The sequence below is a fragment of the Arcticibacter sp. MXS-1 genome, from assembly GCF_041902385.1.
Lineage (GTDB): Bacteria > Bacteroidota > Bacteroidia > Sphingobacteriales > Sphingobacteriaceae > Arcticibacter.
Genome location: NZ_CP169244.1, coordinates 3,986,580 through 4,009,221, shown reverse-complemented (window position 1 = coordinate 4,009,221; position 22,642 = coordinate 3,986,580). Strand labels below are relative to the sequence as shown.

The window sequence follows — 22,642 nt, the reverse complement described above, 5'->3', positions numbered from 1 at the left end:
TTATTTTGGGGTAAGTTTAGGTTTTCTAAATTTTTTCCCGCAGGCGGACATGGAGATCAAGAAATCATTATTTGATAATTTACAGAATTTTTTTGGCTTTGATAATTTCAAAGGCGAACAGGAAGCAATAATAACGAATATACTACAAAAGAAAGATACATTTGTAATCATGCCAACAGGCGGCGGAAAGTCCATCTGCTATCAGCTGCCGGCACTCATGAGCGAAGGGACTGCAGTGGTAATATCTCCTCTCATTGCACTGATGAAGAACCAGGTAGACCAGCTGAGGGCTTTCGGAGGAACAGACAGCATCGCTCATTTTCTAAATTCCTCACTTAACAAATCAGAGATCACAAAAGTAAAGCAGGATGTACTAAGCGGCGAAACCAAGCTGCTGTATGTAGCTCCTGAGTCGTTATCAAAACCCGAGAATGTCGACTTTTTAAGGCTCATCACCGTTTCCTTTGTAGCAGTTGATGAGGCCCATTGTATTTCAGAGTGGGGCCATGATTTTCGCCCTGAGTACAGAAAGATCCGGCAGGTGATCAACAATCTCGGAGAGAATATTCCAATCATCGCGCTGACCGCTACGGCTACGCCAAAGGTTCAGCAGGATATCATTAAAAACCTTCAGATGAATAACGCCACGTTATTCAAATCATCTTTCAACAGGGCAAACCTTTATTACGAAGTAAGGCCAAAGAAGAATGTGATGAAAGAGATTGTGAGGTTTATCAAAAACAATGCAGGCAAGTCGGGCATCGTCTATTGCCTGAGCCGCAAGAAGGTAGAAGAAGTATCGGAAGCCTTAAACCTGAACGGCATCAGGGCATTACCGTACCACGCGGGCCTCGATCCGAAAACGAGGGCCGAAACGCAGGATAAGTTCCTGATGGAAGAGGTAGAAGTGATCGTTGCTACCATTGCCTTTGGAATGGGTATTGACAAGCCTGACGTGCGCTATGTCATTCACCACGACATTCCGAAGAGCATGGAGGGGTACTACCAGGAAACCGGACGTGCAGGGCGTGACGGGGGCGAAGGGCTGTGCGTAGCCTTCTACTCGGAGAAAGACATCGATAAGCTGGCGAAATTTATGAAGGATAAGCCAGTCTCTGAACGGGAGATCGGTACCCAGATCCTGAAGGAAGTGATTGATTATGCGGAATCGGCTGTCTGCCGCAGGAAGCAGATCCTTCATTATTTTGGCGAGAACTTCGACGAGGCCGGCTGCAATAATATGTGCGACAACTGCAGGGCCAATAAAACACATTTCGACGCTACAGAGAAACTGCAGAGCACCCTGCTGCTGATTCAGGAGCTGGGCGAGAAATTCGACGATCAGCATATCATCAACGTCCTGATGGGTGTTGAAACATCGCAGATCGTTGCTTACAATCATAACAAGATACCGGCCTTCGGCTCAGGAAAGGAAGGCGGACTGCTTTACTGGAAGTCGATGCTCAGGCAGGCTTTATTGAACAACTATGTTTCGAAGGATATCGATAATTACGGCTTACTGAAGCTAACCAGATCAGGCAGGTCGTTTATTGAGAGTCCTCATTCCTTACGTTTCGTCATGAATCGCGAAATGGAAGCAACTGACGATGATCAGGACGATGCAGGACAACAGTCGGCAGCATCTACTGACGAGGAATTGCTGAAGATGCTCAAGGAGCTGAGGAAAAAGATAGCCAAGCAGAAAAACCTTCCTCCGTTTGTGATCTTCCAGGATCCTTCGCTGGAGGAAATGTGTATCCATTATCCGGTGACGCTCGAAGAACTGAAGCAGATCCATGGCGTGGGCTCAGGCAAGGCGGTGAAGTTCGGTACTCCTTTCGTGAACCTCATTGCGCAGTATGTGGAAGAGAACGACATTGACCGGCCGGTCGATCTGGTGATCAAGAGCGCGGCCAACAAGTCGGCACTCAAGGTGTCCATCATCCAGAATATTGACCGGCATATCGCTCTGGAAGACATTGCAGCTTCAAAGGGCCTTTCCTACGAGGATATCCTGCGGGAAGTGGAGTCTATTGTAAACTCGGGAACAAAGCTGAACCTGAACTATTATATTGACGAGATGATTGATGAAGATCGCCAGGATGAAGTATTCGATTACTTCAGATCCTCGGAGATTGATTCGATAGATGCGGCTCTGAAGGAACTGGGCAGTGACGATTACACCAGAGAAGAGCTGCAGCTTATGCGTATTAAGTTTTTATCAGAACTAGGTAATTAATGATCGGACAAATAGAGGGGATTAAACACGCAGATTCCCCGAACTTTTTTCTTATGGCCGGCCCCTGTGCTATTGAAGGGGAAGACATGGCCCTGCGTATTGCCGAGCGGATCGTGAACATCACAGACAAGCTTGATATCCCTTATATCTTCAAGGGCTCGTACAGAAAAGCAAACCGCTCACGTCTGGATTCTTTCACTGGTATAGGCGACGAGAAGGCTTTACGGATCCTGGAAAAAGTTAAAAATACCTTTGGCGTACCTACCGTAACCGATATCCACGAGAGTGCGGAAGCCGAAATGGCGGCTGCGTACGTAGACGTTCTTCAGATACCCGCCTTCCTTTGCAGGCAGACCGACCTCCTGGTAGCCGCCGCAAATACAGGCAAGACCGTTAACATCAAGAAAGGACAATTCCTCTCTGCCGGCTCCATGAGCTTTGCTGTTGACAAGGTAAAAGAGTCAGGAAACTCAAAAGTGATCCTCACTGACCGCGGTAACACCTTCGGGTACCAGGATCTGATAGTCGACTTTCGTGGTATTCCCGAGATGCGCTCACTGGGCGTCCCGGTAGTGATGGACTGCACACACTCCCTGCAGCAGCCTAACCAGACCTCAGGGGTCACCGGAGGCAAGCCTGCGCTCATCGAGACCATTGCAAAGGCCGCTATTGCGGTAGGAGCCGACGGTTTGTTCATCGAAACCCATCCTGCCCCTGAACATGCAAAATCTGACGGTGCCAATATGCTGCACCTTGATTTGCTGGAATCTCTGCTTACTCGGCTGATCAGGATCAGACAGGCAATCATCTGAGCACCGGGTACTGAAAGGAAAGCTTAGACGGGGATGTAAAAATGTCGCAATTCTTGCGGCAGCGGCCCCCTAATCTATATATTTGAAAAATCGGCCATCAAAACAAAATACAAAAAGTAATGACAGAAGAAGTTCTGGAGAAATACGAACTGGTTGTCGGGCTTGAGATACACGCCCAGCTGCAGACAAAAACGAAGATCTTTTCATCCGACTCTGCTTCTTTCGGAGCGGAGCCAAACCGAAACACCAGTATTGTATCTCTAGGCCTCCCCGGTACTCTCCCCCGGATCAATAAGACGGTGGTAGCTTACGCTGTGAAGATGGGAATGGCCACTCACTGTACCATCAACCGGGAAAACCGCTTTGACCGTAAGAACTACTTTTATGCCGACCTGCCCAAGGGGTACCAGATCACACAGGATGAGGCTCCGATTTGCGTAAACGGCAACGTCCGGATCACGCTGAAAGATAAGAGCCACAGGGTGATCCGCATCAACCGGATCCACATGGAAGAAGATGCCGGCAAAAGCATGCATGATAAAGACGATCAGTACTCGCTGATTGACCTGAACAGGGCAGGAGTGCCTCTGATCGAAATTGTGTCAGAGCCCGATATCCGTTCGGCAGAAGAAGCTGCAGCTTATTTTACTGAGGTCAGGAAGCTGGTACGCTACCTGGGCATCTGCGATGGCAATATGGAGGAGGGCAGCATGCGCTGTGACGCGAATATCTCCGTGCGACTCAAAGGTGAAAGTGCCTTCGGACAACGCTGCGAGGTAAAGAACCTCAACTCAGTCCGCAATCTTCAGCGTGCCATCAGCTATGAGTTCAGAAGGCAGGTTGAGCTGATTGAAAATGGGGGAGTGGTAGAGCAGAACACGCTTAACTTCGATGCTGCCAACGGAACCACCTCGGTACTGAGGTCTAAGGAGATGGCGTTCGACTACCGCTATTTTCCTGAGCCTGACCTTCCGCCGCTTCATCTTGCGGAGGAGTGGATCGAGGCCCTGAAGTCGGAACTCCCTGAGCTGCCCGAACAACGCATTCATCGTTATATTTACGAGCTGGGGCTTCCCGAGTACGACGCCTATATCATCACCGAAGAGAAGTCGACCTCCGACTATTTTGAGCAACTCGTAAAGCTCACGCCCCATTATAAGGCTGCTGCGAATTGGATCATCGGACCGGTGCAATCGGACCTGAATGAGGGGGAAAAGACATCACTTCTTTTGAAGTGCAGCCCGTGCAACTGGCGGAGATCATTACCCTGATCGAAGAAGGAAAGATCAACAACACGTCGGCCGTTCAGCAGCTGTTTCCTGCCTTGCTTTCTGATCCTTCGAAAAGCGTTACGGACCTTGTGGCTGAATTAAATCTGCTGATCGATACCAAAGGCGACGAGCTCGAGGCCTTCATTGACGAGGCGCTGTCGCGTTTTCCTGACAAGGTGAAAGAATACCACAAAGGGAAAAAAGGCGTTTTAGGTTTATTCATGGGTGAGGTGATGAAGCTGTCTAAAGGTAAGATTGATCCTAAGAAAGCTAATCAGCTTGTTATTAAAAAACTAGAATCACTAAAGTGAAACATTTATCTGTAATTATTCTACTCGTTGTAGCCCTGGTGAGTGGCTGTAAGAACAAAGACGAATTTACCATCGACGGAAAGTTGTTGAACGTCCAGGGACAGAAGAAGGTGCTCTTATACCAGCAAAACAGGCTGGTAGACTCAGCTGTTTTGAGTGAGAACAATGAGTTTAAATTTCATGTTGCATCGCCTGAGCCCGAGTTCTTCTATCTGGTGGTGAATGAAAAGAACTACCTCTTTGTGGCACGCAATGGTGATGCGCTGAAGTTCGAGGCTGACTATGCAGATCCGGCTGCTGAATATCAGATAGAAGGTTCGGAAGATGCCGAGAAGCTGAAAGAATTTAACAGCATGGCCAATAAGTACGGCAAGGTGTTCTTAAGCCTCAAGGAGGAGTATGAAAAGCAGGTGTCGCAGCGTCCGGCCGCTAAAGATTCACTTACGCAGGTCTATTCGCCGCGCTTTGATAAGAACATGCAGGCTTTTTCGAAGGAGTCCCTTGATTTCGCGAAGAAGAATAAAGATAATCTGGCAGGGTTTTATGCCATCAGTTCCCTTGATCAGAGCAGCTACGAAGATGAGATGGTAAAATTTGCGCAGGAGCTCAAGGGAAAATACAAGAATAACGAGGCAGTGCAGGATTTCATCAGCAAGATGGACAAGCTGAAGCCTTTGTCGGTTGGCCAGAAAGCTCCGGATTTTGAACTCCCTGCACCGGACGGTAAGAAGATGAAACTCTCCGACTTTCATGGTAAATACGTATTGCTCGATTTCTGGGCGTCCTGGTGCGGCCCCTGCAGGCAGGAGAACCCCAACCTGGTGAAACAGTATAACCGGTTTAAGGATAAGAACTTCACCATTTTGAGTGTATCGCTTGACGAGGACAGAGCCAAGTGGCTTTCCGCTATTCAGGCCGATAAGCTCGCATGGAATCACGTGTCGGAGCTGAAACAGTGGAACGGAAAGATCAATCAGCAATACCAGATCGAAGCGATCCCCGCTTCCTTCCTGCTCGATAAAGAAGGAAAGATCATTGCAAAGAACCTGCGAGGCCCTGAACTTGAAGTCTTTTTAAACAAGACGTTGAAATAAGCTAAGGAGAATGTTAAGGTAGTGTGATTGTTAACAATAATTTAATATGGAGTTAACTATTTCCTATATTTAGGACTCTACTTTAGCAGCGAAATCCAAGAACATGAGTTCAGTAAAGCAAAAAATTCTTATCGTTGATGATGAACCGGATATCCGGGAACTGGTAGAATACAATCTAAAAAAAGAGGGCTATCAGGTCTTCTGCGCGTCGAACGGACAGGAGGGTATTACAGAGGCGAAGAAGGTAAGGCCTGACCTGATCATCCTGGATGTGATGATGCCGAAGATGGACGGCATTGAGGCATGCAGGATCATGCGTACCATGAATGAGTTTAAGAGCACGTTTATGGTCTTCCTGACAGCAAGAAGCGAAGAGTATTCGGAAATAGCAGGCTTTAATGTCGGAGCAGACGACTACATAGCAAAGCCGATTAAGCCGCGTGCGCTGGTGAGCCGCATCAATGCGATCCTGAGACGTAACAGCGTAACCGAAGAGGTGGTTGAGAACAAGCTCGAGATCACCGATCTGGTAATTGACCGGGAAACCTACCTGGTGTACAAGCAGGGAGAGAAAGTGGTCTTAGCCAAGAAGGAGTTCGAGCTGCTTTATCTGCTTGCCTCAAAACCAGGCAAAGTATATACCCGGGACGTCATTCTGAAAAACATATGGGAAGATTCAGTGGTGGTGACCAACAGGACCATTGATGTCCACATCCGGAAACTCCGTGAGAAACTGGGCGAAAACTACGTTTCTACAGTGAAGGGCGTAGGGTACAAGTTTGAAGCCTGAGAGGGCGCCTGCTAAGGCTTATTTGAAAAATATTAGAACCCTGTAAATAGAGCTATTTACGGGGTTTTTGGTTGTGTGCCGGGCATGGCGATCGACTATAGGGTGCAAGTCCCGAACACGCTTTGCAGTAGGAAGTGTTAGCTCAAGGCAAGGGTGTCGCGGGTGACCGCGAATCTGAAGGAAGCCGGCGGCAAATGTGGGGGCCTACGGACAGAAACTGTATATAAGGCGGAACAAGGTACGGGTGATGTTGCAATACAAACAGAAGCCCTATACTGCACGGAGACCGAACCGTAGATACAGAGGCCAGATCCATAGAAAGTAGATCGTCTTACCCCGGGAGATCTGATTTTAATCCGTCAAAGGTATGCGCGAATACCGGAGAGGAAACACTGACCAGAATAATAATGGTCAGCTGGTTTAATCAGAAGTCAGCAGAGTCCATAGTACTGCAAGTCAGGAAGGGACAATGTTAGAATGGCAAAGGAAACAGGACGTTTATGGCAAAGCGTTAACAGCGGAAACACGTAAGAGAACTACCCATAGGAGGATAGGACGGAATCCGAAAGTACTACGGGAGGAGCTGAGCGGAACCATGCAACCAATGCGCACAATGCCTGGAAGGAAGTTTTTTTTTGGGAGTATGCTAGAGGAAATATTGGACATCCGAAATGTACAAAGAGCCTTAAGGCAGGTGACTGCTAATAAGGGTGCCGGCGGTGTGGATGGTATGCAGACCGATGAACTTCGTGACTACCTAAACACTCACTGGCAAACATTACGGGCCAGTATTCTGATTGGCAGTTATCGTCCGCAAGCAGTCCGAAAGGTAGAAATACCCAAGGCCGGAGGCGGAAAGAGAATGTTAGGGATACCATCAGTGGTGGACCGGCTCATTCAACAAGCCATTTCCCAATGGCTTAGTCCCAAGTATGAAGGCGAGTTCTCGCCCTACAGTTATGGTTTTCGACCCCACCGCAATGCTCATCAGGCTGTACAGAAAGCACAGGAATACCTCAACGAAGGCTACACCCGGTGATAGAGTTAGATCTGGATAAATTCTTTGATCGGGTTAACCATGATAAACTCATGAGTTTGTTATGCCTCAAGGTCAAGGATAAACGGACGCTTAAACTCATTGGGAGCTATTTGAATAGCGGTATCATGGATGACGGAGTGGTAAGAGCCCGAACCGAGGGTACCCCACAGGGAAGTCCTCTAAGTCCGTTACTGTCGAATATTGTGCTGCACGAGCTGGATCAGGAGCTGGAGAAGCGTGGCCACCGGTTCGTTCGCTACGCGGACGACTGCAGCATTTATGTTGGCAGCAAAAAGTCAGCAGTACGGGTAATGTCAAGTATCACAATCTATCTGGAAGATAGATTGAAACTGAAAGTGAACGGTGAAAAGAGCAAGGTGAGCCCGGCCTCCAAAAGTACCCTGCTTGGGTTCTCCTTTTATGGGACGGCTAACGGATGGAAGATGCGAATTGCACCCAGATCATTGACAAGGATAAAGGAAAAGATCAGGGAGCACACCAAACGTAACAATCCATTAACGTTAAGGGTGAGGATAACCAAACTGGGGGGAGTCATCCGGGGATGGGTTAACTACTTCTGCCTGGCAGAGGCAGGAGAACGAATGACCGGACTAGACGAGATGACTCGCAGCAGGCTAAGAACGACGTTGTGGAAGCAATGGAAAACGGTGTCCTGCCGAATTAGAAATCTGATCCGGCTTGGCGTAACCAAAGCGAAAGCTTATCAATTGGCCAACACAAGAAAGGCCTACTGCCGTATCGCCCGTCCCACTTTGCTCACTACTTTGAATAAAAGCTATTTTGCAGGGCAGGGATTTGTAGGATTCCAGAACTACTACTATTGGAAAACGAAACACCAAACGAAGTTATTCTAGCAAACCGCCGTATACCGAACGGTACGTACGGTGGTGTGAGAGGACAGATAGGGAAATAATCCCTATCTTCCTACTCGATTGTTCTACATTAATCTCTCGGATGAAGTTATCATTCTGGTACCTGAAGGATTCTGTCTCCAAACCTATGAATCCTGGAGGAGGCCAGCCTCCTCCAGGAAGGGATACCAGACTTCACTTTTTATGGGACTTCTTTACCCGATACTACGCAAGGGGTATTACGTTGCAGGCGGGGTGCCACCCGTTATTCTTGAGCCCCCTTGCAAAGCCTGACTATCCCTTTGCACGGCTGATCCCATTAAAACCCGGTGTTCCTTTCAAAGCAACCCACCGGCTCTATCGGCTCGATGTTGAAATACCGTATGAGTCGGATGTCATGAGAACGTGTTTTGACAAAGCCTTTATGGGGGGATACCACACCTTGCTTAAAGTAGAGCCAGCAGCTACAGCGGCTCAGGAGTAGCGGGCGGCTGGCCTACTCGGGCGAAGAACGCGGCAAATGCCGGTACCGTAGCCAGGATGTGAAACAATATCTCGAGCATTTAGGGCGCTACCGGGAGGAGGTCATCCTGAAGGATAACCCGTACCTGGGCTAGGGTTTCCGTTCGTTACCGGGCCGTTAGCCGGCCGTCAGTTCTTCGTTAGTTCTTTTACGCTTTGCCGTCAGTTCTTCGTCAGTTCTTCGTCAGTTTGCCGTCAGCTGGCCGTTTCTGATTCGTTTCTGATTCGTTTCAGAACCGTCTCTGCTTCGCCTTCCGGCCGTCTGCCGGTCGTTAGGCCTTCTCCTTCCGGCTTGCAGGGAGTAAAAGAACAGACGGAAAAGTGGCGAACCGGGGACGGATCAGGTAATAGTCAGGAACATTTCTCAAGCAAGTAAGAAAGAACACTGAAAGGAGGAAAACTGACGCCAACTGAAGCCATTTGGCGCCATCTGGCACCGGAATTAGTCAAAGGCAGGAGAGGGTCCTACATTTGGTTCAGAGGCAGAGCTGATACTAGTCAAGGCTTTGAACCGCAGGAATTAACAGAGTTTTAGCCATTTAAATTCTAAACGTTATGGGAAGTTTTTTTAAAGGGCTGATGGGCAGATTTTCAGGAAAAGTAGGCAACCTGATCGGCAGTAGCTGGAAGAGCATTGATTACATGCGGAGTTTACCCAAGAAGTCGCCAAAGGCGGCATCCGAGAAGCAGCTGAAGCAGCAGCTCCGGTTTGCCCTGGCGGTAGACTTTATGCGGCCAATCTCCAAACTGCTGAGTCTGGGCTATATCCCGGAGTCGAAAAACAAGGTATCGGGCTACAATGTGGCGGTGAGTCAGGTGTTGCATGATGCTATCAAGGGCGTGTATCCCCTAATCCTTTCACCCCAATATACACCCATTTAAAAATAAATGATGTACGTCTTGTCGCATCGCAAATGACGTTAATCCACTGACGAAACGCAAAACCCGCTGTTGTATTCTTTATCGAAGGCAGCGATTCCTTCAGTTCACAAGGTAAGATTGGTTACTAATGTTCATAACTTTATTCCTGTTCAAAACTAAATCTCCTCGATTATCTGTTTAAACCTATTTTTGTTGCTGTAAGTTCTTTAACAGAAACTATCAGGTTCATTCTCCGTCAGGGGGAGTGATTAAAAGGGAACCGCGTGCAAATCGCGGGCTGACGTGCAACTGTAAGTAAAAGCGTGCTTTTACAAGCCAGATACCTGCCTATGGTTTTGTCCGAAACTTTCACGATTAAGGTTTTGGCAGAAAAGTCTACCGTCTTTTGGCGCTTCCTGCGCTGCAATACCGTTAGCTCTTTGCCGGCACCTGTATTTCATAAACAAATAAAAAATTGCTTATGCAACAGGAAGAATTATTATTAAAAGAGAACAAGGACCGGTTTGTGATCCTTCCAATCAACTATCCCGCTATCTGGGAAATGTACAAGAAACATGAGGCGAGCTTCTGGACCGCCGAAGAAATTGACCTGTCCGGAGACCTGCGCGACTGGCAGGGACTGAACGACGGCGAGCGCCACTTCATCTCTCATGTGCTTGCTTTTTTTGCAGCCAGTGATGGCATCGTCAACGAGAACCTTGCTGTGAACTTTATGAGCGAGGTGCAGGTGCCTGAAGCACGCTGCTTCTATGGCTTCCAGATCATGATGGAAAACATCCACTCTGAAACGTACGCGCTGCTGATCGATACCTACGTGAAGGATCCCGTAGAGAAGGATCGCCTGTTCCATGCAATTGAGACAGTAGACTGTGTGAAGAAAAAGGCGGAGTGGGCATTGCGCTGGATTGAGAACGGCACATTTGCTGAGCGCTTAGTCGCTTTCGCAGCCGTCGAGGGCATCTTCTTCAGCGGCAGCTTCTGTTCCATTTTCTGGCTCAAAAAAGGGGACTGATGCCGGGGCTCACGTTCAGTAATGAGCTGATCTCGAGGGACGAGGGTATGCACTGCGAATTTGCCTGCCTGCTCTACAGCATGCTGAGCAATAAGCTGAGTGAAGAGAAGGTGAGAGAAATCATCACGGATGCTGTTGCCATTGAAAAAGAGTTCATAACAGATGCTTTGCCGGTCGACCTGATCGGTATGAACTCCAGGCTCATGTCGCAGTACATTGAGTTTGTGGCCGACCGCTGGCTCAGCGAGCTGGGCTACGAAAAAGTGTACAATGCCGCCAACCCCTTCGACTTCATGGAAATGATTTCCCTGCAGGGAAAGACCAACTTCTTCGAAAAGCGGGTAGGCGACTATCAGAAAAGCGGCGTGATGTCTGACAAGGAGGGCCAGTCGTTCTCCCTGGATGAAGATTTTTAATCAATATCGACGGTACCACCATTAAAATATACATCTATGTTTGTAATAAAAAGAGACGGAAGGGTAGAGTCTGTCAAGTTTGACAAGATTACTGCCCGGATAGAAAAGCTATGTTACGGTCTGAACCATGTACTGGTTGACCCGATTGATGTAGCAAAAAAGGTGATTGAAGGAATCTACGACGGTGTGACGACTTCCGAGCTGGATAACCTTGCTGCGGAAACGGCAGCATCGCTTACTACCAAGCACCCCGATTATGCGCTGCTCGCATCGCGCATTGCGGTTTCGAACCTGCATAAAAATACGATCAAGTCGTTTTCGGAAACGATGCGCCGGCTGCACGAGTATATCGACCCCAAGACCGGGAAACCGGCGCCTTTAATAGCCGACGACGTATGGGCAATCGTAGAAAAGAACGCGGAACTGCTTGACAGCACCATCATTTACGACCGGGATTTCGGGTTCGACTATTTCGGATTCAAAACGCTGGAAAAATCATACCTGCTGCGGCTGGACGGCAAGATCGCTGAACGTCCTCAGCATATGTTCATGCGCGTAGCGGTCGGAATTCATAAAGAAGACGTAGACAGTGTGATTCTTACCTATAACCTGATGAGCGAACGCTGGTTTACCCATGCCACGCCCACCTTGTTTAATGCAGGAACGCCCAAGCCGCAGATGTCGTCTTGTTTTCTGCTCACAATGAAGGACGACAGCATTGACGGGATCTACGATACATTAAAGCAGACTGCCAAGATCTCGCAGAGCGCAGGGGGTATCGGACTGAGCATTCATAATGTGAGGGCGACAGGTTCGTACATCAGCGGCACCAACGGAACCAGTAATGGCATCATCCCGATGTTGCGCGTATTCAATGACACGGCGCGCTATGTGGACCAGGGAGGAGGCAAGCGCAAAGGAGCATTTGCTATTTATCTGGAGCCCTGGCACGCCGACATCTTTGAGTTCCTTGATTTGCGCAAGAATCACGGCAAGGAAGAGCTGAGGGCAAGGGACCTGTTCTATGCCCTGTGGATCTCCGACCTCTTTATGAAGCGGGTAGAGTCAAATGAGGACTGGAGCCTTTTCTGTCCGCATGAAGCGCCCGGACTGGCCGACTGCTGGGGTAAGGAGTTTGAATCCCTGTATGAACGGTACGAGACAGAGGGCAGAGCCAGAAAAACCATTAAGGCGCAGGAGCTATGGTTTGCTATCCTCGACGCTCAGGTAGAGACCGGAACGCCCTACCTGCTGTATAAAGATGCGGCCAACAGCAAGTCGAACCAGCAGAACCTGGGGACCATCAAAAGTTCTAACCTCTGCACCGAGATCATGGAGTATACCTCTGCCGACGAAGTAGCCGTCTGCAACCTTGCCTCCCTGGCATTGCCCCGCTTCGTTATCAACGGTGTTTTCGATCATCAGAAACTCTATGAAGTGACGTATCAGGTAACAGTGAACCTGAACCGCATCATTGACCACAATTATTACCCTGTAGAGGAAGCGCGGAATTCGAATATGCGGCACCGTCCGGTGGGCTTAGGAATACAAGGCCTTGCCGACACGTTTATCCTGCTGCGTATGCCCTTTGAAAGTGAGGAGGCGCGCACTTTAAACAAGGAGATTTTCGAAACGATCTACTTTGCCGCCATGACCGCATCAAAGGATCTTGCTATTGCCGAGGGAGCTTATGAGTCGTTTAAGGGCTCCCCTTTATCGCAGGGGAAGTTCCAGTTTGACCTGTGGGGTGTAAAGCCGGAGAGTGGCCGCTGGGATTGGGAGAACCTCCGTCTTGATGTGATGAACCACGGGGTCCGCAACTCCCTGCTGGTGGCGCCTATGCCCACCGCTTCCACCTCTCAGATCCTCGGAAATAATGAGTGTTTTGAGCCCTATACGTCTAATATCTACACCCGCCGGGTATTGAGCGGGGAATTTATCATTGTGAACAAGCATCTCTTGCGCGACCTGGTGGAGCTGGGCCTTTGGAATAATGATATGAAAAACAAGATCATTACTGCCAACGGGTCCATCCAGGACATTGCAGAGATTCCGGCAGACATAAAGGAGTTATATAAAACGGTGTGGGAGATTAAAATGCGTACTATTATTGACATGGCCGCCGACAGAGGCGCTTATGTGTGCCAGTCGCAGTCGCTCAACCTGTTCGTCAGCGCTCCAAATGCGGCTAAGCTCACGTCCATGCATTTCTATGCCTGGAAAAAAGGCCTGAAGACGGGCATGTACTACCTGAGAACGCAGGCGGCTGCTCAGGCTGTCAAGTTTACGGTGGAAAATCAGGCCGGCAAGAACATGGAGCCGGTGATACCGGAACAGGTGAAGCAGGTGGAAGACGAGATTCCGGCTGGCCCGTCCTGCTCGATGGAGGAGGGCTGTGTGACTTGTTCTGCCTGACGGGTTGTTGTATCTTCGCTGGAGACATGCTTATAAAACACGAGATCATCAGTTGTGAGCGATGCGGGAAGCGCATTGAGTGCAGGGCGAATAACTACACCAGGTGCCAGTGCAGCGCTGTCCAGCTGAGTATGAATGAGGTTCAGTATGTCAGCGAGCTCTACGAAGGCTGCCTATGCGCCCAGTGCCTGACCGATCTGAAAGAGGAGTACAGACTGCAGCTTCAGTGATTTTTCATTGCCCTTAAGGCTCCTTGCTTTTGCCCCCGTTCCCAACGGGGGCAGGCTTTTTTTGGCCTGTACCTGGTGGGGGGCAGGTGGGAGAACGGCGGCAGCCCTGCTAGGGACAGAACCGACTCAGGACCGAGTCAGGACCGAGTCAGCACCGAGTAAGCACCGACTCCTCGCGGTCCTGACCCGGTCTCTATACGGTGCTTTTTTACTTGCGAAATTGTGCTGGTGAGCCGATGCCTCTGACATGGCACCTAACAGGCCCTGATCTGTCCCGAGTCAGCCTTTTATTTTGTATCTTGTTCATCAACCATTGCTGCTCATGTCTCAACAGCTCATAGACCATATTAAAAAGACCGTCGACCTGAAGCCGGATGAACTGGAAAGAATTCTCAATGCTTTCAGGAAGGTCCGGTATAATAAGAAGGAGAGTCTGCAGCGTCCGGGAGAGCTTTGCCGGTATAATTATTTCGTGGTAAAGGGCCTTCTTCGTATGTTTTTCATAGATCGGAAGGGCGTTGAACGCACGGTACAGTTCGCACTGGAAAACTGGTGGATGACGGACTGTCTGGCTTATGGAAGTGCAAAGGGCTCCGATTTTTACATTCAGGCAGTGGAAACGACCGAGGTGATGCGGCTCGACTTCCACCTTCAGGAAAAGCTGCTTAATGAAGTGCCGTCGCTGGAAAAGTACTTCAGGGTACTTTACCAGAAGGCCTATGGAGCGGCACAGATGCGCACGAGGCTCTTTTATGAGTGGTCGCGTGAGGAGCTATTCCATCATTTTAATTCGAACTATCCCGACTTTGTGAAGCGGGTCCCGCAGTATTTGCTAGCTTCGTTTCTGGGCTTCACGCCTGAGTACCTGAGCGAAATCAGAAAGAAAGCTGTTTCTTAAACCCGTTTAAGATTTTCAGGCCGTTCGCCGGGTAGCTTTGTCTTATTAAAACATTACATCATGAAGACAAGAATTGACATTCTAAAAGCAGAACCTCAGGCATTACAGGCCATGTACGGACTGGAAAAGTACTTACAATCGACCGAATTAAGCCATGCGCATAACGAGCTGATCAAAATTAGAACCTCGCAGATCAACGGCTGCGCCTATTGCCTCGACATGCACACGCGGGATGCAAGGAAGTACGGGGAGACTGAGCAGCGTATTTATCTGCTCAATGCGTGGAGGGAGGCGGGCCTTTTCTCAAAGGAGGAGCAGGCGATACTGGCACTCACCGAGGAAGTGACGCTGATCAGCAAGGGTGGGGTGAGTGATGAGACCTATGAAAAGGCGCTGGAGCTGCCTGGTGAAAAGTACCTTAATCAGGTGATCGTTGCCATTGTCGTTATTAATGGCTGGAACAGAATAGCCATCAGTACAAGAAAAGAAATAGGTTAAAAATGTAAACTACAGCTGCTGTATTATGTTTATATAGAAAGAGCTAAGAATCAATTTGTTTAACCTAAATACAGAACACATGGTACGCAGTTTGCAAAGCTTAATAAATTATAGGATCGGAGCCACTGACGGCGAAATCGGTCACGTGAAAGATTTTTATTTTGACGACCAAACCTGGAGATTAAGGTACCTGGTTGTTAAGACTGGTAACTGGCTCTTCGGACGGAAAGTGCTTATATCTCCGGCAGCGTTAAGCACTCCGGAATGGGACGGGGATTCAATACCTGCCAACCTGACGACCGATCAGGTGAAGGGGAGCCCGGACATTGATACCGAGAAGCCTGTATCGCGACAGCAGGAGGCTGACCTTCATCATTACTACTCATGGCCGGGGCTGGGCTTTCCCGGAGGAGGATTTGTGACCACCGGCATGGTTGGTGCAGTGGTAGATCCTACTACTCCCCTGGAAGACAAGATCGCAATGGAAGCGGGCGAATATGACCGCCATTTAAGGAGCTACCGCGACGTGGTAGGATTAGCGGTAGTTGATGACAGTGCCAGTCTTGGTAAAGTAACCGATATGCTCGCTGATACAGCAAACTGGTCGGTAGTGAATATTGACGTTTCTGTGGATGAAACAGATGCTGGAAAGCGAATGCTTCTGGCTACGGCCGACGTGGAAGTGATTGACAGTGCCGAGTCGAGTATACGGGTTATTAAAGACCGGGGCAATTTTGCAGACGGCTTCGCTGCTTTGTAGTGTTCTGTTTCCATCAGCACCTTCACCAACATTATTGAAAAAGGACGGACCGCTGCAGGCGGCATTCGTCCTTTTTGCTTACCTGAGCCATTTCTTAACATCATGATAGCGTTACGGTAACACCGCGTCGATAGCTTTGCCTCCGAAAAAATCAATCCACAACTCTATCATGCGACACACTCTTCGTGCAGCTATAGTATTATGCTTATGCTGCCTTTACCAACTTCAACTAGCCGCGCAGACCACTTTAGGCTCTATCGCGGGAACGGTTACCGACAATCAAAAGAAGCCCTTACCCGGAGCATCGGTACAGGTTCGCAACGAGTCGACCGGCTTCACGGCAAGGACCACCACAAGCTCCAAAGGAAGCTATTCTTTCAAAGAGCTGCCTTTGGGAAAACCTTATTCAGTAATAGTGACTTATGTAGGCTTTGGCCAGCAGAAGCTTACCGGTTACTCCCTAAACCAGGGTGACGTGATCAGGGTAGATGTAACCATGTCTGACGATGTAAAGACCCTCGCCGTGGTAGAGGTCGTTGCCTCTGGCATGAAAAATAAGACTGAAATCATGGGAGCTGCTACTTCCTTTACCGGAAGGGAAATTGCGAAGCTTCCTATCAACGGACGAAATTTCACGAACCTGATCGATCTTTCTCCCTTGTCGAGGGGGGAAGTATTGCAGGGCAGCTCGGGTCTTCCACCAACTTCACGATCGACGGGATGACTGCTAAGAATCCGACATCAGCAGGAGCAACTACCAGCAGAAGTGGTGCCCCGTATTCAATATCAATCGAAGCGGTGCGCGAATTCAAGGTGGTGACCAATCAGTATGATGTGACCTTCGGCCGTGCAGGCGGAGGGACAGTAAGTGCTGTAACGAAGTCGGGAACTAATACGTTTACCGGAAGTGCATTTACCTACGGACGGGCAGACTGGCTGGCAAGCAAGTATGATATCAGAGGCAACAGACGGGATGTTGACTTTTCTACTTACCAGTATGGTTTTACTCTGGGCGGACCTATTATTAAAGATAAGCTGCATTTCTTCGTAGGCTGGGATCATCAGCGAGATGCACGGCCCCTTATCATCGCGGATATTGAATCGGCAGCGGATGAAAGCCGCTTCAATATTACCCGGTCTACGCTGGATCAGTTCATTGAGATCGGACGGAACCAGTACGGCCTGGGCTCTTCTCCCCAATACGGCTCCTTCAATAAGAGAAGGGGATCAGATGCGGGCTTTGCAAGGATCGACTGGCAGATCAACGAAAAGAACCTGCTCACCATCCGCGACAACTACACCAACGACCGGAATAATCTTGGCCTGGGAGACAACACCAGGATCAATTTGTTCGAGTCATACGGGAATGATAAGAATATCGATAACAGCTTACTTGCAACTCTTCGTACTGCAATCAATCCGCGGCTCACTAACGAGTTAAAAGTACAGCATTTGTACACCTATCAGAAGAGCAGCCCTGGCGGTCAGCTCCCTTCGGCTAACATTCCCCGGGCAATCGTAGAGAACGTCACTTCAACTCTTAGCGACGGGACGACCAAATCGACCGAGATTCAGCTTGGAGGGCATCGCTTTGCTCAGGAAGGATTTGAGAATCACGTGGTTCAGCTGGTGGATAACGTGTTTTACAATACTGACAAGGTTAAGTACACATTCGGAATCGACCTGATGTATACGCGTGCTCATTCAACCTATGGCAGTGAGGTGAACGGACGTTTCCATTTTGTTAATTCAAAAGACCCTGTTACTTCAAGCAATGTGACAGCGCTTGAGAATTTTAGAAATTTAAAACCGTATCGTTACTACCGCGAAGTTCCTCTTGTAGACGACCCGAGCGTGAGGGGTACCATTCTCAACTCTGGCCTATATGGGCAAATGCAGACCAGGCTGGGCAGAGGCCTCGACATGACCGCGGGTTTACGTCTGGACTACAGCCACTATCCTTCATCGCCGCTCAACCAGCTGGTGCTTGACGAACTGAACATCAGGACTGACAACAAGCTGACCTCTTTTGTTGCTCAGCCCAGGATCCAGTTTTCATGGGATGTGAACGAGCGTCACAAGGACTACATCCGGTTCGGAGCCGGTATTTTTGCTTCAGACATCAATAACTATGTGGTCATTAATAACATGGTTTTTGACGGGAAGCACCTTGCAACGGTTGATGTGAGAGACGCAAACGTTCCCACTCCTGATTTTGCCTCCTACCGAAGGGATCCATCAACAACGCCTGCCCTGGCTGCTTTCCAGATTCCTACCATTAATACAAATGGCAAAGACGCCAAAGTGCCTGTAATATACAAGGCGAATGCGTCATACAGCCGTTTTATAACGGATAAGCTAAGGCTCGGCATTACAGGTTATGCAACTTTGGCCCGTCATAATTACATGTATGTGGATCGTAACATGGCCGCTGATCCTTATTTTAGACTGGCGAACGAGGGGAACCGCGGAGTCTATGTTCCTCTTAGCGCAGTAGGCAGCAACGGTGCTTCTGACTGGCAGCAGGGACGTATCAGCAATAAGTTGGGACGCGTCCTGGAGCTGAATAGTAAGGGAAAGGTCAATCAGTTTGCGGTGGTGCTGGATGCTGCTTATGAATATTATAAGGATGGAGCAATCTCGGTGAGCTATACCTGGAATGATACCAGGGACAATACTTCCTTTAACGGAAACGTGGCAAATACCGCCACTCTTTCACTTCCTGTGAGGGAAGATCCACGGGACTTAAGCAAGATGACGTACTCGGACGGTCACTTTAGAAACAAGTTGGTGATCTATGGCTCTTCTCCAACGTTTCATGGATTCAGTCTGTCCATGCGTTATTCAGGCCTGGGAGGAACAAGGTATTCGCTGCTCTCCGGAGGGAATACTAATGGCGACTTTGTTTCCGGTCAGAATGATCTGGCATTTATTTTCGACAAAAATAATACATCAGTTCCGGAGAATATTCGCACTGGTCTGCAGGCCTTGCTCGATAACCCGGCAGCCAGTCAGAGCTTAAAGGATTATATTTTAAAGTACTCGGGCCAGGTTGCGGAAAGAAATGGCGGTGTGAACGGCTTCTACGGCGTTTTTGATCTTCGTCTCAGCAAGAAAATCAATATTGCAGGAACGCACTGCCTGGAACTTTCGGGCGATGTATTTAACGTGGCGAACCTTCTAAATAAGAAATGGGGCACGAACAAGTCGCTGGGCAACCAGGCTCTTTACGCTCTGGGAGTTCCGGCAGCTAACGGCAATGCGGCACTGCCAAATTTTGATGCCACTAATCAGCGGTTCAACTACCGCGTAAACAACTCCGGTATTGTAAACCCAAGTGGCGACCCTTACCAGATCCAGCTGGGGGCGCGCTACTCGTTCTGATCTTCTGCAAACCGATACCTTATCACAAACAAAAACTCCGGGATATACACCCGGAGTTTCCTGTTTTGTAAAAGACCTCTTGCTTCTTGACGCACAAAGTATTCCGTCTTCTTTTATGCCGGTTTGCGAGTAAAACCTCACCGGTTCTTACTTTATTCCTCCCATTTTTTAAAGAGAGACGAAGCGGTATGGCCGCCAAACCCGAACGTGTTATTCAGCACGTAGTTAAGTGGCTGCTGCCTCGATTCTCGCAGCAAAATGTTGACTCCCTGCGGCATTTCAGGGTCTATATTAACGGTATTGATGGTAGGAGGAATGATCTGGTCTCTGAGTGCAAGCACGCAGATGATGGATTCGATGGCTCCTGCAGCTCCAAGCAAGTGTCCTGTCATGGACTTAGTGGCACTTACTACCAGGTTCTGGTTGCCCTCGAATAGTGTTGCGATAGCCCGGAGTTCACTCAGGTCGCCCGTTCCTGTAGAAGTTGCGTGCATATTGATGTAGTCGACCTGAGCGGTTTCGATACCTGCATCGCTCAGCGCGGCTTTCATTCCGAGGATAGCGCCGAGGCCTTCGGGATGGGTAGCGGTGAGGTGGTAGGCGTCTGCTGCCATTCCTCCCCCAACCACTTCGGCGTATATTTTAGCTCCGCGCTTTACAGCGTGCTCATATTCTTCTAATATTAGCGCTGCGCCACCTTCGCCGGCAACAAATCCGTCCCTGTCGACATCGAACGGACGCGACGCTTCTTTGGGAGAATCGTTCCGCTGGGATAGCGCATGTGCTGCGTTGAAGCCTCCGATGGTAGCCGCCGAGATGGCAGCTTCTGAGCCACCCGCGATCATTACGTCGGCCCGGCCCATCCGGATCAGGTCGAAACAATTGATGAGTGCTGTGTTTGATGAAGCGCATGCAGAGACAGTACAATAGTTAGGGCCGAGCAGGCCGTACCTCATCGAAATAACACCCGCAGCGATATCGGCTATCATCTTCGGAATGAAAAACGGGTTGAAGCGGGGCGTTCCATCACCGAGGTAATACTCTTTCACCTGCTGCTCGAAGGTGGCGATGCCTCCGTTACCAGATGCCCATACGACACCTGTTCTGGCTTTCTCATCCATGCCAAGTGTACTGTAATCAAGTCCCGCATCCTCAATGGCTTCTTTTGCTGAGGCTACCGCGTATTGGGTGAACAGGTCATATTTGCGGATCTCTTTCTTCTCGAAATACAACTCGGGCTCAAATCCCTGTACTTCGCAGGCGAAGCGGGTTTTGAAGTTGGCAGCATCGAATTTAGTGATTGGTGCAGCACCCGAAACTCCGGCGACTATGCTTTTCCAAAAACTGGAGACGTTATTTCCTAAAGGACTTATTGTTCCTAATCCGGTTACCACCACTCGTTTTTTTTCATACTGTCTGGGTATTGATTGTTAAGTAAATTTCTGTTTATAAATTTATTGCAGGTATCTTTTGTCTTTAACCTGCGCGGAAGGGGACAATGTCAGATCTCGTCATTGTGTGACTTTGACATCCCGATCTTTCCTTTAGTGAGGGAATTCTGACCGGTTTCATAGGTCCTCCGCAATATGTGAGTTTTTTCGCATGGAAGGGCAAATATAAATACCGATTCGTATCGGGACAAGAAAAACATTCACGAGGTTAGTCTGCAAACCGTTGTGAGCGACTTTCGCCAAAGAGGAGAACCGGGGAAGAAAGACGGGCGGAGAGGCATATATCTAATAAATTTTAGTAGATAGCCGTCTGCAGGAGCGGTATTTGTTCGAATATTCATATAATTGAACGCCGGCTGTCCATTACGAAATGTTACAACAGCGGCCGGCGTTCAGTTATCATGGAGTGGAAGTATTTATTATCCAATAAAAGATTCGGGCAGGAAGAGCGTGAAGTGAGTTTTGACCGTGCCCGTACAGATTTTCAGCGCGATTTTGACCGGCTCATCTTTTCATCGCCGTTCCGGCGCCTGCAGAACAAGACGCAGGTATTTCCTCTGCCGGGGAGCGTCTTCGTGCATAACAGGCTTACCCATAGCCTAGAGGTGGCAAGTGTGGCCCGGTCTATGGGAACCATATTCCTGAATTATGTTGAAGAGAAAAGGCCCGAACTAGTCAAGGAAGTTCCGCTTATTATGGAGATTGGCAGCATCGTGGCAGCTGCTGCGCTTGCCCACGATTTAGGTAATCCCGCCTTTGGGCATTCGGGCGAAGCTGCCATATCGCGGTACTTCACTGACGGCGATGGGAGGGAGTACAAGAAGGATGTAAGCGAGGAGCAATGGCACGACCTGATCAATTTTGAAGGCAATGCCAATGCGGTGCGCATCCTGACGCATCCATTTCAGGGAAAAGGCAACGACGCTTATGCCTTAACCTATTCAACCCTCGCTTCTATTGCCAAATACCCCTGTGCTTCTATCGCGGGACGGCAGAAAGAGCACCTGCACCGGAAAAAATATGGCTTCTTTCAGTCGGAGCAGGAGACCTTTAAAAAGATAGCAGAAGAGCTGGGCATGATCCGGGAGGAGGACTCTCCGCTGATCTACAAGCGGCATCCCCTGGTGTATCTTGTAGAAGCTGCTGACGATATCTGTTACACGATAGTCGACCTGGAAGATGCACACCGGCTCAAGATATTGAGCTATGAAGAGGTAGAGGCGTATCTGCTGCCATTCGCCAATGACCCGAAAATCAGGGAACGGCTGGCGCAGGATTATGATGACGATGCGAAGGTAGGTTTATTGAGAGCAAAAGCGATTAACACGCTGGCCTGGGAATGCTCTAAAGCATTCTTTAATCAGCAGGAAGCAATTCTGCAGGGCTCTTTAAATAAGAGTCTGATTAAATGCCTCGGTGAGGAGCTTCTCAGCCCCTGGAAGGCAATCCAGGAGGTTTCTGAAAAACGGATCTACAACTATTCGTCGGTTATCAACAAGGAGGTTGCCGGATATAAAGTGATGGCGGGTTTGCTGGAAGAGTTCGTACCTGCACTTCTTTCTAACGATACGCACTATTATCACAAGCTTGTTAAGTTAATTCCCGAGCAGTTCCATACAGACCGCGATGATAAGTATTCGAAGATCCAAAGCGTACTGGACTTCGTGTCGGGAATGACGGACCTGTACGCCGTAGAGCTGTACGGCAAAGTGAAAGGAATTTCATTCCCGATGATAAGCTGAGAGC

General features: G+C 49.0%; 18 protein-coding genes, 2 pseudogenes and 1 riboswitch. Of the genes and pseudogenes, 19 read left to right on the top strand and 1 reads right to left on the bottom strand.

The genetic code is table 11. The features are described from left to right. Positions 1 to 49: 49 nt before the first annotated feature. The 18 genes and pseudogenes from recQ (at position 50) to ACES2C_RS17255 (ending at position 19,445) form a co-directional block, all read left to right on the top strand. A complete protein-coding gene (recQ, locus tag ACES2C_RS17340; protein ID WP_374164321.1) occupies positions 50 to 2,239 on the top strand; it encodes a DNA helicase RecQ in 2,190 nt (729 codons plus the stop codon). Continuing rightward, the gene (gene kdsA / locus ACES2C_RS17335; protein WP_374164320.1) at positions 2,239 to 3,051 is read left to right on the top strand and encodes a 3-deoxy-8-phosphooctulonate synthase; all 813 of its coding nucleotides are present in this window, start codon (positions 2,239 to 2,241) and stop codon (positions 3,049 to 3,051) included. The genes recQ and kdsA overlap by 1 nt, the downstream gene beginning before the upstream one ends. 119 nt (positions 3,052 to 3,170) lie before the next feature. Then, the gene (gatB, locus tag ACES2C_RS17330; RefSeq protein ID WP_374164319.1) at positions 3,171 to 4,322 is read left to right on the top strand and encodes an Asp-tRNA(Asn)/Glu-tRNA(Gln) amidotransferase subunit GatB; all 1,152 of its coding nucleotides are present in this window, start codon (positions 3,171 to 3,173) and stop codon (positions 4,320 to 4,322) included. Beyond that, positions 4,295 to 4,633, top strand: coding sequence for a hypothetical protein (locus ACES2C_RS17325; RefSeq protein ID WP_374164318.1), 339 nt, complete (start codon positions 4,295 to 4,297; stop codon positions 4,631 to 4,633). Before gatB ends, ACES2C_RS17325 begins: the two co-directional genes overlap by 28 nt. Beyond that, positions 4,630 to 5,727, top strand: a complete 1,098-nt coding sequence (locus ACES2C_RS17320; RefSeq protein ID WP_374164317.1) for a redoxin domain-containing protein — start codon at positions 4,630 to 4,632, stop codon at positions 5,725 to 5,727. The genes ACES2C_RS17325 and ACES2C_RS17320 overlap by 4 nt, the downstream gene beginning before the upstream one ends. A gap of 103 nt (positions 5,728 to 5,830) precedes the next feature. Next, positions 5,831 to 6,517, top strand: a complete 687-nt coding sequence (locus ACES2C_RS17315) for a response regulator transcription factor (protein WP_374164316.1) — start codon at positions 5,831 to 5,833, stop codon at positions 6,515 to 6,517. A 469-nt stretch (positions 6,518 to 6,986) separates the two neighbouring features. Beyond that, positions 6,987 to 7,912 (top strand): annotated as a pseudogene (gene ltrA / locus ACES2C_RS17310) (group II intron reverse transcriptase/maturase); the annotation flags it as partial. A gap of 87 nt (positions 7,913 to 7,999) precedes the next feature. Then, positions 8,000 to 8,431: a group II intron maturase-specific domain-containing protein gene (locus ACES2C_RS17305; protein ID WP_374166979.1), complete on the top strand. Its 432-nt coding sequence runs from the start codon at positions 8,000 to 8,002 to the stop codon at positions 8,429 to 8,431. Between the two features lie 100 nt (positions 8,432 to 8,531). Next, positions 8,532 to 8,912 (top strand): hypothetical protein, encoded by a 381-nt coding sequence (locus ACES2C_RS17300; protein ID WP_374164315.1) that lies wholly within the window; start codon positions 8,532 to 8,534, stop codon positions 8,910 to 8,912. Between the two features lie 593 nt (positions 8,913 to 9,505). Then, positions 9,506 to 9,832 (top strand): DUF6266 family protein, encoded by a 327-nt coding sequence (locus tag ACES2C_RS17295; protein ID WP_374164314.1) that lies wholly within the window; start codon positions 9,506 to 9,508, stop codon positions 9,830 to 9,832. A 204-nt stretch (positions 9,833 to 10,036) separates the two neighbouring features. Then, positions 10,037 to 10,178: riboswitch (cobalamin riboswitch) on the top strand. 114 nt (positions 10,179 to 10,292) lie between these two features. Next, positions 10,293 to 11,260: pseudogene (locus ACES2C_RS17290) on the top strand (ribonucleoside-diphosphate reductase small subunit). Between the two features lie 36 nt (positions 11,261 to 11,296). Beyond that, on the top strand, positions 11,297 to 13,675 hold the full coding sequence (locus ACES2C_RS17285; RefSeq protein ID WP_374164313.1) for a ribonucleoside-diphosphate reductase subunit alpha: 2,379 nt from the start codon (positions 11,297 to 11,299) through the stop codon (positions 13,673 to 13,675). A 26-nt stretch (positions 13,676 to 13,701) separates the two neighbouring features. After that, positions 13,702 to 13,905 (top strand): cysteine-rich CWC family protein, encoded by a 204-nt coding sequence (locus ACES2C_RS17280; RefSeq protein WP_374164312.1) that lies wholly within the window; start codon positions 13,702 to 13,704, stop codon positions 13,903 to 13,905. A 322-nt stretch (positions 13,906 to 14,227) separates the two neighbouring features. Further along, positions 14,228 to 14,803: a Crp/Fnr family transcriptional regulator gene (locus tag ACES2C_RS17275; protein WP_374164311.1), complete on the top strand. Its 576-nt coding sequence runs from the start codon at positions 14,228 to 14,230 to the stop codon at positions 14,801 to 14,803. Positions 14,804 to 14,863: 60 nt separating this feature from the next. Further along, the gene (locus tag ACES2C_RS17270; protein ID WP_374164310.1) at positions 14,864 to 15,301 is read left to right on the top strand and encodes a carboxymuconolactone decarboxylase family protein; all 438 of its coding nucleotides are present in this window, start codon (positions 14,864 to 14,866) and stop codon (positions 15,299 to 15,301) included. Between the two features lie 79 nt (positions 15,302 to 15,380). Beyond that, positions 15,381 to 16,061 (top strand): PRC-barrel domain-containing protein, encoded by a 681-nt coding sequence (locus tag ACES2C_RS17265; protein WP_374164309.1) that lies wholly within the window; start codon positions 15,381 to 15,383, stop codon positions 16,059 to 16,061. Positions 16,062 to 16,230: 169 nt separating this feature from the next. After that, a complete protein-coding gene (locus tag ACES2C_RS17260) occupies positions 16,231 to 16,785 on the top strand; it encodes a carboxypeptidase-like regulatory domain-containing protein (RefSeq protein WP_374164308.1) in 555 nt (184 codons plus the stop codon). Next, entirely contained in the window at positions 16,782 to 19,445 is a 2,664-nt protein-coding gene (locus ACES2C_RS17255) for a TonB-dependent receptor (protein ID WP_374164307.1), read from the top strand. Before ACES2C_RS17260 ends, ACES2C_RS17255 begins: the two co-directional genes overlap by 4 nt. Positions 19,446 to 19,597: 152 nt before the next feature. On the opposite strand, the gene fabF is transcribed toward ACES2C_RS17255, so the two are convergent. Further along, a complete protein-coding gene (gene fabF / locus ACES2C_RS17250) occupies positions 19,598 to 20,869 on the bottom strand; it encodes a beta-ketoacyl-ACP synthase II (RefSeq protein WP_374166978.1) in 1,272 nt (423 codons plus the stop codon). Between the two features lie 428 nt (positions 20,870 to 21,297). On the opposite strand from fabF, the gene ACES2C_RS17245 reads away from it, so the two are divergent. Then, positions 21,298 to 22,638 carry a deoxyguanosinetriphosphate triphosphohydrolase gene (locus ACES2C_RS17245; protein ID WP_374164306.1) on the top strand — a complete coding sequence of 447 codons (1,341 nt, stop codon included), beginning with the start codon at positions 21,298 to 21,300 and terminating at the stop codon, positions 22,636 to 22,638. The last annotated feature ends 4 nt before the right edge of the window (positions 22,639 to 22,642 follow it).